Origin of the sequence: Kitasatospora sp. NPDC098652 (assembly GCF_044760155.1) — a bacterium.
In the GTDB taxonomy this organism is placed as follows: Bacteria; Actinomycetota; Actinomycetes; order Streptomycetales; family Streptomycetaceae; genus Kitasatospora.
On sequence record NZ_JBIWAQ010000045.1, the window covers coordinates 17,108 to 30,590 of the forward strand.

Annotated in this window: 10 protein-coding genes; 8 read left to right on the plus strand and 2 right to left on the minus strand. The window is 74.3% G+C overall.

Translation table 11 applies throughout. The features are described 5' to 3' along the window. Positions 1-241 precede the first annotated feature (241 nt). From ACIQWA_RS40310 to ACIQWA_RS40320, 3 genes are all read left to right on the plus strand, one after another. Positions 242-2,317 (plus strand): ATP-binding protein, encoded by a 2,076-nt coding sequence (locus ACIQWA_RS40310; protein ID WP_402492014.1) that lies wholly within the window; start codon positions 242-244, stop codon positions 2,315-2,317. A 182-nt stretch (positions 2,318-2,499) separates the two neighbouring features. Further along, positions 2,500-4,065, plus strand: coding sequence for a PucR family transcriptional regulator (locus ACIQWA_RS40315; protein ID WP_360245270.1), 1,566 nt, complete (start codon positions 2,500-2,502; stop codon positions 4,063-4,065). Between the two features lie 158 nt (positions 4,066-4,223). Beyond that, positions 4,224-5,666 carry an aldehyde dehydrogenase family protein gene (locus ACIQWA_RS40320; RefSeq protein ID WP_360245267.1) on the plus strand — a complete coding sequence of 481 codons (1,443 nt, stop codon included), beginning with the start codon at positions 4,224-4,226 and terminating at the stop codon, positions 5,664-5,666. A 55-nt stretch (positions 5,667-5,721) separates the two neighbouring features. Here ACIQWA_RS40320 and ACIQWA_RS40325 read toward each other — a convergent pair whose 3' ends face one another. Next, positions 5,722-6,390: an NAD(P)-binding oxidoreductase gene (locus ACIQWA_RS40325; RefSeq protein WP_402492018.1), complete on the minus strand. Its 669-nt coding sequence runs from the start codon at positions 6,388-6,390 to the stop codon at positions 5,722-5,724. A gap of 68 nt (positions 6,391-6,458) precedes the next feature. Between ACIQWA_RS40325 and dxr the strand changes: the two genes are divergently transcribed. The 5 genes from dxr (at position 6,459) to ACIQWA_RS40350 (ending at position 12,316) form a co-directional block, all read left to right on the plus strand. Continuing rightward, positions 6,459-7,703, plus strand: coding sequence for a 1-deoxy-D-xylulose-5-phosphate reductoisomerase (dxr, locus tag ACIQWA_RS40330; protein ID WP_402492021.1), 1,245 nt, complete (start codon positions 6,459-6,461; stop codon positions 7,701-7,703). A 105-nt stretch (positions 7,704-7,808) separates the two neighbouring features. Next, positions 7,809-9,113, plus strand: a complete 1,305-nt coding sequence (locus ACIQWA_RS40335; RefSeq protein ID WP_402492023.1) for a M50 family metallopeptidase — start codon at positions 7,809-7,811, stop codon at positions 9,111-9,113. Positions 9,114-9,257: 144 nt separating this feature from the next. Beyond that, positions 9,258-10,418, plus strand: coding sequence for a flavodoxin-dependent (E)-4-hydroxy-3-methylbut-2-enyl-diphosphate synthase (gene ispG, locus ACIQWA_RS40340; RefSeq protein ID WP_360245255.1), 1,161 nt, complete (start codon positions 9,258-9,260; stop codon positions 10,416-10,418). 247 nt (positions 10,419-10,665) lie between these two features. Then, positions 10,666-11,541, plus strand: a complete 876-nt coding sequence (locus ACIQWA_RS40345; protein ID WP_402492032.1) for a GNAT family N-acetyltransferase — start codon at positions 10,666-10,668, stop codon at positions 11,539-11,541. Between the two features lie 193 nt (positions 11,542-11,734). After that, positions 11,735-12,316, plus strand: coding sequence for a GNAT family N-acetyltransferase (locus ACIQWA_RS40350; RefSeq protein ID WP_402492026.1), 582 nt, complete (start codon positions 11,735-11,737; stop codon positions 12,314-12,316). Here the strand turns inward: ACIQWA_RS40350 and ACIQWA_RS40355 are convergent. Further along, on the minus strand, positions 12,313-13,278 hold the full coding sequence (locus ACIQWA_RS40355; protein WP_402492029.1) for an aminoglycoside phosphotransferase family protein: 966 nt from the start codon (positions 13,276-13,278) through the stop codon (positions 12,313-12,315). The two genes, ACIQWA_RS40350 and ACIQWA_RS40355, sit on opposite strands and share 4 nt — an antisense overlap. Positions 13,279-13,483 lie beyond the last annotated feature (205 nt).

Below are 13,483 nucleotides of genomic sequence, written 5' to 3' on the forward strand. Positions count from 1 at the left end.
GGGGTATCTCCAGACTTCTCGGCTCGGTGCTTCGCAGGCTACGGCCGCCCTCCCCGACCGGGCATGCGCCACTCGGTAGCACTGCGCCGTCCGACTTGTCCGGCACGGCCAGCCCGGGCGCCACGACTACCCGCAGGCCCCGCTCCACTACCCTGAGCGCGGGCGTGTCGCCGGTACGGCGGCATGGGTATGGCGGCACCGACGGCGGTCGGGCCGGGCGGGCGAGGGAGCGGGGCCGTACATGGCACAGGACGGGTCACACCACCAGGTCGACCACACCACCACCAGACCCCCGACCCCGGTCCCCCACCAACGCCCGGCCACCGCCCCGGGCGGGGCCTTCGACCTCGCCGCCTGGGCCACCGCCCCGCGCCCCGAGGCCGAACCCGGCGTCTACCGCCTCGGCTACCGCCGCATCGACCCGGAACGCGCGGAGGCCGCCCGCGTCCCCACCTGGCCGCTGCTGCTGCGGGCGGCGCTCAACGCGGTGGTGGGGTGGCTGGCCTTCGTCTACGGCACCCAGCTGGTGCTCCGCCTGATCGTGATCACCGTGTGGGTCGATCACCCCTCCGCGACCTTGGTGACCGTCGTCGGGCTGTCGGTGAACGTCGTGGTGGCTGCTGCCGTCATCAAGGTCTTCGGCCGGATGGGCCGCTGGCCCGAGGTCTGGCGCCGCTACGTCGCCCCGCTGCTGTCGCGGACGGTGACGCACGCGGAGCCCGTCGAGGAGGACGGGGCGGTGGCGGCGGAGGCGGTCCGGGGGGGGGACCCGTGGGATGGGCTGCGGCGGGGCGGGGCGTTCGAGGCGGCGGCCCGGCTGGAGGCCGAGGCCGTCGGCGATGTCGACTACGTGCGGATCCAGCGCGCCTGGGAGTCCGCGCAGGCGGACCCGGCGTTCGTGCCCGTGTTCACCGAGCAGGTGGCCGCACGCGGCGCGGCGGCCTTCGCCCACCCGTCCGAGGCGCGCGAGCTGCCCGGCCGGGCGCGGCGGCACGACCTGCTGCTGGGCCAGGTCTGCCTCGGCGTGGCGCAGGACGTGCCGAAGAACCCGCTGAGCCACCGGGCGGCGGACTTCGCCCTGGACCCGGCGGTGCTGGGCACCTCGCTGCTGGCGGTCGGCCCGGCCGGGACGGGGAAGACGGCACGGCTGGCCCGGCCGGTGGCCGAGGCGCTGTGCCTGCAGGCGCTGGCCGGTACCGCGTGCGCGGTGGTGGTCGGGGCGGCGGAGGCCGACCTGGGCCCGGACTCCTGGTACGACGTGGTGATCGCGCCCGGTGACCCGGCCTCGGTGTACGGGCTGGACCTGTACGGCGCGGCGCGGGATCCGGACGAGGCTGCGGCCCGGCTGGCCGACGCCCTGCTGCCGGACGAGCTGACCGCCCGCGCGGAGAACGCCCGGGTGGCGCTGCAGCAGGTGGTGGGCCCGTTCCACGCCGCGTACCGCCGCTACCCGGGGGTCCGCGAGCTGCGGGCGCTGCTGGGCGGCGAGCCGGACGCGCTGGCGGCGCTGGTGAAGGCGCTGGGCACGGCGGGCCGGCTGGCCGCGTACGAGCGGGACCTGGAGTACCGGGAGCGCCAGCGGGACCGGGCGGACGACCCGGGGGCGCTGCTGGCGGACCGGCTGGGGCTGCTGGAGCGGCCCGCCTTCGAAGGGGCCTTCGCGACCGACGGGACGGGCCGGCCCCCGTTCGCGATGCGGGTGCTGGACCACCCGCTGCGGGTGCGGGTGAAGCTGCCCGAGCGCAGTCACCCGGAGGCGGCCCGGATGCTGTCCCGGCTGGTGGTGGGGCAGTTCGTCCAGGCGGCCGGTGCGCGGGAGGACCGTTCGCTGTTCGCCGGACTGGTGGTGGACGACGCCTCGGCGGCGCTGGACGCCGGCACCGTCCGCGGTCTGCAGCGGATGCGCGGCGCGAACGCGGGTGCGGTGCTGCTGCTGCGCACCCTGGTGGACCTGCCGGAGGCGCTGCGGGCGCCGCTGTTCGGCGCGGTGGGCTGCCGGGTGGCCTTTCCCGGGATCGCGCCCTGGGACGGGCGGCTGTTCTCGGAGGCCTGGGGGACGCACCTGGTGCAGGAGACCGCGGTGACCCACACCCCCGACACCTCCGGTGGGGTCGTGCGTCGGGCCGGGCGGCTCGGGCGGAAGGCGTTGTCGGGGACGACGGCGCAGACGGAGTCGGTGACGACGCGGGACGTGGAGCGGCTCAGGTGGTCGCCGTCGGATCTGGCGCACGCGCTGCCGGCCGGGCATGCGGTGGTGTCGTTGACGGCGGTGTCGGGGGAGCAGGTGCCGCCGTTGCTGGTGGACCTGCGCGGCTGAGCCGGGTCCGCGGCCGGGCCCGGGGAAGTCGCCTTCGAGGTGGATTCGGCAGTGCCGGTTGTCCGGGGCGTCCATAATGAAGGGGAAGAGACCCTCACCAGTCCCCCTGCTCCCCACTGCTCCCACTGCCCTTTCCTCGCCCGGCCGCAACGGCGCGGTCAGGTCGACCCTCCGAAGGTGCCATGCCCCCCACACTCGCCTCCGTCGTCCGCAACAGTTCGCTCCACCTGACGGTGCTCGCCGGTGCGGACCACCTGGAGCGGCCGGTCCGCTGGGTGCACACCAGCGAGCTGGACGACCCGACGCCGTTCCTGGAGGGTGGCGAGCTGCTGCTCACCACCGGTATCAAGCTGGGCCGCACGGCGGCGCAGCTGCAGGCGTACGTGCACCGGCTGGCCGATGCCGGGGTGGTCGGGCTGGGCCTGGGGGTGGGCCTGTCGCACACCGAGGTGCCGCAGCCGCTGGTGGACGCGGCGCAGCAGCGGGGTCTGCCGTTGCTGCGGGTGCCGGAGCCGACGCCGTTCATCGCGATCAGCAAGGTGGTGTCGGCGGCGCTGGCCGCGGAGCAGTACGAGGCGGTGACGACGAGCTTCGAGGCGCAGGAAGAGCTGACCCGGGCGGCGCTGGGCAAGGACGGCACGACAGCCGTGGTGCGCCGGCTGGCGGCCCGGCTGGGGGGCTGGGCGGCGCTGTACGACGGGTCGGGCGCGCTGTCGGTGGTGGCGCCGGACTGGGCGGCGCGCCGGGCGGGGCGGCTGGCGGCGGAGGTGGACCGGCTGCGCCGGCGACCGGCGCCGTCGAGTGCCGCGCTGCAGGGGCGGTCGCCGGGGATAGACACGGCGGACGAGGACTACGTGGTGGTCCAGTCGCTGGGGGCGGACCGGCGGGCCCGGGGCTTCCTGGCGGTCGGGACCGAGGACCGGATCACGCCGACCGAGCGGTACGTGCTGAACGCGGCGGTGGCGCTGTTGACGCTCACCCTGGAGCGATCGCGCGAGCTCCGGCAGGCCGAGGAGCGGATGGGCGCGGCGCTGCTGCGGATGGTGCTGGCGGGTGAGGTGGCGACGGCCCGGCAGGTGGCGGTGGGGCTGTTCGGCGGTCTGCCGGAGGGGACGATAAGGGTTCTGGTGGCCGGGGCGGGGCCGAACGCGGAGGCCGCGGAGGCCTTGGTGGAGCTGGGGGACCGGGCCGAGCAGGCGGGTGCCCGGGTGGGCGAGAAGCTGCTGGTGGCGCGGGAGGACGGCGCCCACGGGCCGCGGCTGATGGTGCTGGCGCTGGACAACGGCGCGGTGCACCGGGCCTGCCTGGGGGCGGTGGAGGAGCACGAGGGCCTGTCGCTGGGCGTCTCGGCGCCGGCCGCGCTGGAGGAGGCGGGGACGGCGCACGCGCAGGCGGAGCGGGCGTTGGCGGTGGCCCTGCGCGGTGGTCGCCGGTCGGTGGACCACGAGGAGGTCGGCGCCGGGTCGCTGCTGCCGCTGCTCGGTGAGGACGCGGTGACGGCGTTCGCGGAGGGGCTGCTGCGGCCGCTGCGCGAGCACGACCGGACGGCCCGCGGGGACTTGGTGGCCTCGCTGCGGGCGTGGCTGTCGCGGCACGGGCAGTGGGACGCCGCCGCGGCGGACCTGGGGGTGCACCGGCACACGCTGCGCTACCGGATGCGTCGGGTGGAGGAACTGCTGGGCCGTTCGCTGGACGACACGGACGTGCGGATGGAGCTGTGGCTGGCGCTGCGCTCCGGCGAGGAGTAGCGGGGGTGAGGAGTAGCGGGCCCGGCTGGACGCGGTGGAGTGGCTCCGGGGCGGAACGCTCCTAGTCGGCCAATCCGGTCGGCCGGTCCGCGCACCTACCCTCGGGTTCGGGTCCCACGCCCGTGGGCCGCAACGACGAGGAGAGGGCCGGTACCACGGTGACCACCACGTACGATTTCTGGCTCGCCGGCCGCCGGGCGAGCGGTGACGCCGATTTCGAGGTGCACAACAGCTGGGACGGCCGTCTGGTCGGCCGGGTCAGCGTGCCGACCGAGGCCCAGGTCGAGGAGGCGCTGGACGCCGCCGTGGCCGCGCTGCCGGTGTTCGCCGCGACCCCGGCGCACCAGCGGGCCGCCGCCCTGGACCACGTGGCCAAGCGGCTGGCGGAGCGCACCGAGGAGCTCGCCCAGCTGATCACGGCCGAGAACGGCAAGCCGGTCAAGTGGGCCCGCGGCGAGGTCGGCCGTGCGGTGTCGGTCTTCCGCTGGGCCGCCGAGGAGGCGCGCCGCACCAACGGCGAGACGATGCGGCTGGACACCGACCCGGGCGGCGTGGGCCGTTTCGCGGTGGTGCGCCGCTTCCCGCGCGGTGTGGTGCTGGGGATCGCCCCGTTCAACTTCCCGCTGAACCTGGTCGCCCACAAGGTCGCCCCGGCGATCGCGGTCGGCGCCCCGATCATCCTCAAGCCGGCCCCGGCGACGCCGCTGTCGGCGATGGTGCTGGGCGAGATCCTGGCCGAGACGGACCTGCCGGCCGGTTCCTGGTCGGTCCTGCCGGTGCCGAACGAGCGGATGCCGGCCCTGGTGCAGGACCCGCGCGTGCCGGTGATCTCCTTCACCGGTTCGGACAAGGTCGGCTACCAGATCATGGACTCGGTGCCGCGCAAGCACACCACCCTGGAGCTGGGCGGCAACGCCGCGGCCGTGGTGCTGGCGGACTGGTCCTCGGAGGCGGACCTGGACTGGGCGGCGACCCGGATCGCGATGTTCGCGAACTACCAGGGCGGCCAGTCCTGCATCTCGGTGCAGCGGGTGATCGCCGACGCGTCGGTCTACGACGCGCTGGTGGAGAAGGTCGTGGCGAAGGTCGCGGCGCAGGTCACCGGTGACCCGAACGACGATGCGACGGACGTCGGCCCGCTGGTCGACGAGAACGCCGCGAAGCGGGTGGAGTCCTGGGTGGACGACGCGGTCGCCAAGGGTGCCAAGCTGCTCGCCGGCGGGACCCGTGAGGGCGCGACCTACGCCCCGACCGTGCTGGCCGAGCTGCCCGCCGACGCGATCCTGGCCAAGGCCGAGGTGTTCGGCCCGGTGCTGTCGCTGCACCGGGTGGAGGGCGTCGAGGAGGCCTTCGCGGCGGTCAACGACTCGCCGTTCGGCCTGCAGGCGGGCGTGTTCACCCACGACCTGCAGACCGCCTTCCGGGCGCACCGGGAGCTGGAGGTCGGCGGTGTGATCATCGGCGACGCGCCGTCCTACCGGGCCGACCAGATGCCGTACGGCGGCGTCAAGGACTCCGGTGTCGGCCGTGAGGGCGTCAAGTACGCGATGGAGGACTACACCGTCGAGAAGGTCATGGTGCTGACCGGCCTCGACCTCTGAGGGACCGCTCGCCGCGGGGCCCGGTCCGGTTTGCGGACCGGGCCCCGCGGCGCGTTCAGGCGCCGTGTCCGGCCGCGGCGGCGACCGCCTCGGCGATAGTGGCGTTCCCGGCGACCAGTTCCAGGGTCTGCCCGGCGGTGCCGGGTTCGTGCAGCAGGGCGGCCAGGACGGCGGCCACGTCGGCCCGGTCGACCGCGCCGCGGCCGACGGCGGGGGCGAGGCGGACCAGGCCGGTGCCGGGGCCGTCGGTGAGCCGCCCGGGGCGCAGCACCGTCCAGTCCAGCGAGGTGCGGGAGCGCACGGCGTCGTCGGCGGCGCCCTTGGCCCGCAGGTAGGTCTCGAAGACCTCGTCGGCGGGGTGGCGGGCGGCCGCGTCGGCGCCCATCGAGGAGACCATGAGGTAGCGCCGGACGCCGGCGAGTTCGGCGGCGTCGGCGAGCAGGACGGCGGCGTCGCGGTCGACGGTGTTCTTGCGGGCGGCGCCGCTGCCGGGGCCGGCGCCGGCGGCGAAGACCACCGCGTCGGTGTCGGCGAGCAGGGCGGCGAGCTGCGGGGCGGTGGCGGACTCCAGGTCGAGCAGCAGCGGCTCGGCGCCGGCCGCGACGAGGTCCGGGGCCTGTTCGGGGCGGCGGATGATCCCGGCGGGGCGGTCGCCGCGGTCGGCGAGCAGCCGTTCGAGCGCGAGCGCGATCTGTCCGTGGCCCCCGGCGATGACGGTACGCATGGGTCCGACGGTAGCCCGGGAGTGCCGGGGCGTCCTGGGAAAGGTCTCGGACAGGACACAATGGGCGCATGACTTCGCTCGCCCACCCGCAGCTGCGTTTCACGCCCACCGTGGCGGACCCCTCCGGCCCCCGGGAGCTGGTGATCCTCGGTTCCACCGGATCGATCGGCACCCAGGCCATCGACGTCGTGCTCCGCAACCCGGGGCGGTTCCGGGTGGTCGCGCTGTCGGCGGCCGGCGGCCGGGTGGAGCTGCTGGCCGAGCAGGCGCTGCGGCTGGGCGTGCACACCGTGGCGGTGGCCGATCCGGCGGCGGAGCCGGCGCTGCGCGAGGCGCTGGCGGCGAAGGCGGCGGGCCGTCCGCTGCCGGCCGTGCTGGTGGGTCCGGACGCGGCGACCGAGCTGGCCGCGCTGGAGTGCCACTCGGTGCTCAACGGCATCACCGGTTCGATCGGCCTGCGGCCGACGCTGGCCGCGCTGCGGGCGGGCCGGGTGCTGGTGCTGGCCAACAAGGAGTCGCTGATCGTCGGCGGTCCGCTGGTGAAGGCGGTGGCGAAGCCGGGCCAGATCGTGCCGGTGGACTCCGAGCACGCGGCGCTGTTCCAGGCGCTGGCGGGCGGCACCCGGGCCGAGGTCCGCAAGCTGGTGGTGACGGCGAGCGGCGGCCCGTTCCGCACCCGGACCAGGGAGCAGTTGGCCGGGGTGACCCCGCAGGAGGCGCTGGCGCACCCGACCTGGGCGATGGGCCCGGTCGTCACGATCAACTCGGCCACCCTGGTGAACAAGGGCCTGGAGGTGATCGAGGCGCACCTGCTGTACGACGTGCCGTTCGACCGGATCGAGGTCGTGGTCCATCCGCAGTCGGTGGTGCACTCGATGGTGGAGTTCACCGACGGTTCGACGCTGGCGCAGGCGAGCCCGCCGGACATGCGGATGCCGATCGCACTGGGCCTGGGCTGGCCGGACCGGGTGCCCGACGCGGCGCCCGCCTGTGACTGGACCAAGGCCGCGACCTGGGAGTTCTTCCCGCTGGACGACGAGGCCTTCCCGGCCGTCGAGCTGGCCCGTGAGGTGGGCACCCTGGGCGGAACGGCGCCGGCGGTGTTCAATGCGGCGAACGAGGAGTGCGTGGAGGCCTTCCTGAAGGGCCGCCTCGCCTTCACCGGGATCGTGGACACTGTTGCCAAGGTCGTGGCCGAGCACGGACAGCACGACGGCCGGGTGGCGTCGGCGGGAACTTCCCTGACCGTCGAGGACGTCCTGCACGCGGAGGACTGGGCACGTGCCCGGGCCCGCGAGCTGGCGGCGGGCTGACGGGCCCCACTCCGGCGGCGGTGCCCGGCACGGCCGGGCCCGCGGCACGGCACGGATCGCGGTACGACCAGACGATGAGCGGAGCGGCATGACGGAGGACCAGCGGTGGCAACGGTTTTGACGGTGGTCGGCATCCTGGTCTTCGTGGTCGGATTGCTCGTCTCGATCGCCTGGCACGAGCTCGGCCACCTCTCCACGGCCAAGCTCTTCGGCATCCGGGTGCCCCAGTACATGGTCGGCTTCGGCCCGACCATCTGGTCGCGCCGGAAGGGCGAGACCGAGTACGGGATCAAGGCGATCCCCTTCGGCGGGTACATCCGGATGATCGGGATGTTCCCGCCGGGCGAGGACGGCCGGATCACCAAGCGCAGCAGCTCGCCCTGGCGGTCCATGATCGAGGACGCCCGTGAGGCCTCCTACGAGGAGCTCCAGGAGGGCGACGAGAGCCGGCTGTTCTACACCCGCAAGCCCTGGAAGCGGGTCATCGTCATGTTCGCCGGGCCGTTCATGAACCTGGTCCTGGCGTTCGGGCTGTTCCTGACGGTCATGATGGGCTTCGGCGTCACCATGGCGGTGCCGACCATCGGCTCGGTCGCCCAGTGCGTGGTCAAGGCCGGTCAGCCCACCGACACCTGCCCCGCCGACGCGCCCAAGACCCCGGCCAACGAGGTGGGCCTGCGCCAGGGGGACAAGGTGCTCTCCTTCGACGGCGACCGGATCCGCGACTACGACCAGCTCCAGGCGGACATCCGGAAGTCGGCGGGCAAGCAGGTGTCGATCGTCGTGGAGCGCGGCGGCCGGCAGCTCACCTTCACGCCCACCATCGCCGTCAACGACGTGCAGAAGTACGACGGCAACGGTGTGCCGGTGAAGGGCCAGACCGTCCAGGCCGGGTTCCTCGGGTTCACCCCGAAGAGCGAAACGGTCCAGCTCGGCCTCGGGCAGTCGGTCAACCGGATGTACGACATGGCCGAGAACGGGGTGAGGTCGCTGGCCGCCCTGCCCGGCAAGATCCCCGGGCTGTGGAACGCCGTCGTCGGCGACGCCCCGCGCGACCCGGACTCGCCGATCGGCATGGTCGGCGCCGCCCGGGTCAGCGGCGAGGTGTTCTCCCTGCACGAGTCGGCCACCCAGCGGATCGCGATCTTCGTGAACCTGCTGGCCGGCATCAACCTGTCGCTCTTCCTGTTCAACATGCTGCCGCTGCTGCCGCTGGACGGCGGCCACATCGCGGGCGCGGTCTGGGAGTCGGTCCGCCGCCGGTTCGCACAGCTGTTCCGGCGGCCCGACCCGGGCCCGTTCGACGTCGCCAAGCTGATGCCGGTCGCCTACGTCGTGGCCAGCATCTTCATCGGTTTCACCCTGCTGGTGATGGTGGCCGACCTGGTGAACCCGGTGAAGATCGGCTAGGGCGTTCGGGTACGGCGGGTGTGCTGGGCCCCCTGACCGTGCCGTACCGTGGAGGCCGGGTGCGCGATCGTCCGCGCGCCCGGCCTCGGCCGTCCCAACGGCCGGGCGGTCGACCACACCTCAACCCCGGGGAACCCTGCGCACATGACCGCGATCTCGCTCGGTATTCCGTCCCTGCCGCTCAAGCCGCTCGCCAAGCGCCGCTACTCCCGGCAGATCATGGTCGGCAACGTGCCGGTCGGCGGCGACGCCCCCGTCTCGGTCCAGTCGATGACCACCACCGTCACCTCGGACATCAACGCCACGCTGCAGCAGATCGCCGAGCTCACCGCGTCCGGCTGCCAGATCGTCCGGGTCGCCGTCCCCTCCCAGGACGACGCCGACGCGCTGCCGATCATCGCGAAGAAGTCGCAGATCCCGGTCATCGCGGACATCCACTTCCAGCCCAAGTACGTCTTCGCGGCGATCGACGCGGGCTGCGCCGCGGTGCGCGTCAACCCGGGCAACATCAAGGCCTTCGACGACAAGGTCGGCGAGATCGCCAAGGCCGCCAAGGACGCCGGGGTGCCGATCCGGATCGGCGTCAACGCCGGCTCGCTCGACAAGCGGCTGCTGGAGAAGTACGGCAAGGCCACCCCGGAGGCGCTGGTCGAGTCCGCGCTCTGGGAGTGCTCGCTGTTCGAGGAGCACGACTTCCGCGACATCAAGATCTCGGTCAAGCACAACGACCCGGTCGTGATGATCCAGGCCTACCGTCAGCTCGCCGCCGCCTGCGACTACCCGCTGCACCTGGGCGTCACCGAGGCCGGTCCGGCCTTCCAGGGCACCATCAAGTCCGCGGTCGCCTTCGGCGCGCTGCTCGCCGAGGGCATCGGCGACACCATCCGGGTCTCGCTGTCGGCCCCGCCGGCCGAGGAGATCAAGGTCGGCAACCAGATCCTGGAGTCGCTCGGGCTGCGCCAGCGCGGGCTGGAGATCGTCTCCTGCCCGTCCTGCGGCCGCGCCCAGGTGGACGTCTACAAGCTCGCGGAGGAGGTCACCGCCGGGCTGGAGGGCATGGAGGTGCCGCTGCGGGTCGCCGTCATGGGCTGCGTCGTGAACGGGCCCGGCGAGGCCCGTGAGGCCGACCTCGGGGTCGCCTCCGGCAACGGCAAGGGCCAGATCTTCGTCAAGGGCCAGGTGATCAAGACCGTTCCCGAGTCGAAGATCGTCGAGACCCTGATCGAGGAGGCGCTCAAGCTCGCCGAGCAGATGCAGGAGGAGGGCGTCGAGGCGGGTTCGCCGACCGTCGTCGCCGCGGAGTGACCGCTGAGCGGTCACGTGGGCGCGGGGTGGCCGTCGGGCGGTCGCGTCGTTGCGAGGTGACCGTCGGGCGGTCGCGTCGTCGGGGAGTGACCGCTGAGCGGTTCGAGTGCGGGTGCAGCGTAGTTTTCCGGAAGCGGGGCCGTCCGTTCGCGGACGGCCCCGCGGCCGTAGCCGGGTGGGGCCACGGAGTAGGGTGCGGCCAGAGTCGTCTCAGTGAGGTGCTGTCTCGATGATCGATCGAGGTGTGATGCTCCCCAGCTCCTTCCAGGCCGCCCGGGCGCTGGCCACCACCCGCGTGCTGGAACCGCCCGACCTGGCGGACGCCCTGGAGATCCTCCACCGCGACCCGGTCGCCAACGCCTTCGTCGCGACCCGGGTCGAGGCCGTCGGGCTGGACCCGTGGCGGCTCGGCGGGGAGATGTGGGGCTGGTACGGCGCGGACGGCGTGCTCGACGCCCTCTGCTACGCCGGGGCGAACCTCGTCCTGGTCAACGCCGGGCCGCAGGCCGTCGCCGCCTTCGCGGAACGGGCCCGGCGGCAGGGCCGGCGCTGCTCCTCGATCGTCGGCCCGGCCGGGGCGACCGCCGCCTTCTGGGCGCTGCTGGAACGGAGTTGGGGCCCCGCGCGCGAAGTCCGGGGCCACCAGCCGCTGTTGGCGACCTCCTCGCCGTCCGCGGAGATCGCGCCCGACCCGCTGGTGCGGCGGGTGCGGCGCAACGAGGTGGAGGCGCTGATGCCCGCCTGCGTGGCGATGTTCACCGAGGAGGTGGGGGTGTCGCCGCTGGCCGGCGACGGCGGGCTGCTCTACCAGGCCCGGGTGGCCGAACTCGTCACCACCGGGCGGTCGTTCGCGCGCTTCGCCGAGGACGGCCGGGTGGTGTTCAAGGCGGAGATCGGAGCCGTGACCCAGGGCGCCTGCCAGATCCAGGGCGTCTGGGTGGCACCCGAGCACCGTGGCCAGGGGCTGTCCGAGACCGGGATGGCGGCCGTGCTGGACGTCGCGCTGCGCGAGGTGGCGCCGGTGGTCTCGCTGTACGTCAACGACTTCAACCTGCGGGCGCGGGCCGCGTATCGACGGGTCGGGTTCCGGGAGGTCGGGGCGTTCATGAGCGTCCTGTTCTGACCTCGCTCTGAGCGTTCCGGGCCGGGGGCCCGGGTGGGTGCCGGGGCAGGTGCCGGGGCAGGTGCCGGGGCGAGTGTCCAGCCGAGTGCCCGGGAGCGGGGCGGTGTTGGGGCGCGGTTCGCCGGTGTTTCGCCGGTTGTTGGGTTCGGATCTTCGGCCGCGCCACAGGGCCGCTGGTAGTAACGTCCGGAGCATGGATCAGCTGACCGGGGTGACGATCGAGGCCATCGACCTCGCGGCTTGGGCGCCGCAGGCGCTGGACGTCCAGGCGGTGGCGTTCGGGCTGACGCCCGAGGAGGTCGCGGTCCGGCTGCACATCGTCGGTCGGCACGCCCGGCAGCCCGGGGTGATCGCCTTCGGGGCGATGAGCGGCGGCCGGCTGGTCGGGTTCGGGTACGGGATGCCGAACCAGCGGGACCACTGGTGGAGCACCGTCATCGAGCCGTACCTGACCGCCCGGGGCTACGGGGACTGGCTGGACGGCGTGTTCGCGGTCACCGAACTGCACGTGCTGCCGGAGTTCCAGGGGCAGGGCGTGGGCTCGCGGCTGATCCGGCTGCTGTGCGAGGGCTCGGGCCTGGATCGCAGCATCCTGTCGGCGATCGACGCGGAGACACCGGCCCGGCGGCTCTACCGGGCGCTGGGCTACCAGGACCTGGCCCGGGCGGTGCGGTTTCCGGCGACGGACCGGCTGTACGCGGTGATGGGGGCGCGGCTGCCGTTGCGGCGGCCGCTGCGGCCGGGGGGCGGGCCGGTGGAGGAACGGCCGGTCTAGTCGGAGAGGTGGCCGGCGAACTCCAGGTGGAGTTCGGCGTCCTCGAGGCGGCCTGTGGCCAGTGCGCGAAGGGCCAGGTCGACGGCGCGGAACAGGGTCCAGCCGCGCAGGCGGTCCCGGTCGACGTCGAGGGCGTCGGCGAGTTGCTGGAGCCTGCGGCGGACCGCGGCCGGGGCGCCGGGGGAGCCGATCAGGGTGTCCGCGCGGTCCAGGGCGAGCCGGGCCAGGTCGTAGGCGCGCTCGCCGGTCAGCGGGCGGGGGTCGATGGCCAGCCAGGGGGCGCGGTCGGCGGCGAGCACATTGCCGTGGTGGAAGTCGCCGTGCAGCAGGAGGTTCTCGTCGGCGGAGGCGGTCAGGGCCCGGGCGGTGGCGAGGGCTTCGTCGATGAGGGGCTGGGCGGCGGCCGCGGCGGGGTGGGTGCGGTGCTCTGCGAGGCGGGCGGCGGTGTCGGCGACCCGGTCGGCGAGGGTGGGCAGCGCGGTGGCGGTGGGCAGTTCGGTGCCGGCGGGCGGCTCGGTCCTGGCGGGCGGCTCGACCCAGAGGCGGTGCAGCAGGCTGGTGGCCTCCAGCATTGCCTTGGCCTCGGCGAGGGAGCGCAGCGGGATGTCGCCGTGCAGGCGCTCCAGGAGGAGGACTCCCGCGGCGGGGTCGGCGTCGAGCAGCAGTACGGCGCCGCGGCCGGCCCAGTGGGTGAGCGCGGTGTGCTCGTGGGCGGTCTCGGGGGTGACCAGTCCGGCCTTGAGGACGGCGGGGGAGAGGTCGTCGCGGTGGACGTACGCGATCAGGCTGAGGCTGCCGCCGGGGTCCAGGGTGCGTTCGAGGGTGAGGTTCCAGCGGGCCAGGTGGGTGGTGACCGCGGTCGGCAGAGCGGCGAGCCACTGGCGGCCGGGCTCGCCGTGGGTGGCGGTGACGGTGGTCGTCAGCCAGGTGGGGGCGGTGAGCTTTGGGGCGGGTCCGGGCATGGGTCCATTGTCGGGGCATGTGGGGGCCGCTGCGCGGGGCTGGGGGGTTTGGGGGGCTTTCGGGAGGGTGGGTGGGGCCGGGGGGGGGGGGGGGGGGGGGGGGGGGGGGGGGGGGGGGGGGGGGGGGGGGGGGGGGGGGGGGGGGGGGGGGGGGGGGGGGGGGGGGGGGGGTGGTGTCGGCCCCCCACCCCCCGCCGCCCCCCCC

Excerpts from the sequence above, each read along its gene's own strand:
- ACIQWA_RS40310 (WP_402492014.1), top strand. The coding sequence starts at position 242 with ATGGCACAGGACGGGTCACACCACCAGGTCGACCACACCACCACCAGA.
- ACIQWA_RS40315 (WP_360245270.1), top strand. The coding sequence starts at position 2,500 with ATGCCCCCCACACTCGCCTCCGTCGTCCGCAACAGTTCGCTCCACCTG.
- ACIQWA_RS40325 (WP_402492018.1), bottom strand. The coding sequence starts at position 6,390 with ATGCGTACCGTCATCGCCGGGGGCCACGGACAGATCGCGCTCGCGCTC.
- dxr (WP_402492021.1), top strand. The coding sequence starts at position 6,459 with ATGACTTCGCTCGCCCACCCGCAGCTGCGTTTCACGCCCACCGTGGCG.
- ispG (WP_360245255.1), top strand. The coding sequence starts at position 9,258 with ATGACCGCGATCTCGCTCGGTATTCCGTCCCTGCCGCTCAAGCCGCTC.
- ACIQWA_RS40345 (WP_402492032.1), top strand. The coding sequence starts at position 10,666 with ATGCTCCCCAGCTCCTTCCAGGCCGCCCGGGCGCTGGCCACCACCCGC.
- ACIQWA_RS40350 (WP_402492026.1), top strand. The coding sequence starts at position 11,735 with ATGGATCAGCTGACCGGGGTGACGATCGAGGCCATCGACCTCGCGGCT.
- ACIQWA_RS40355 (WP_402492029.1), bottom strand. The coding sequence starts at position 13,278 with ATGCCCGGACCCGCCCCAAAGCTCACCGCCCCCACCTGGCTGACGACC.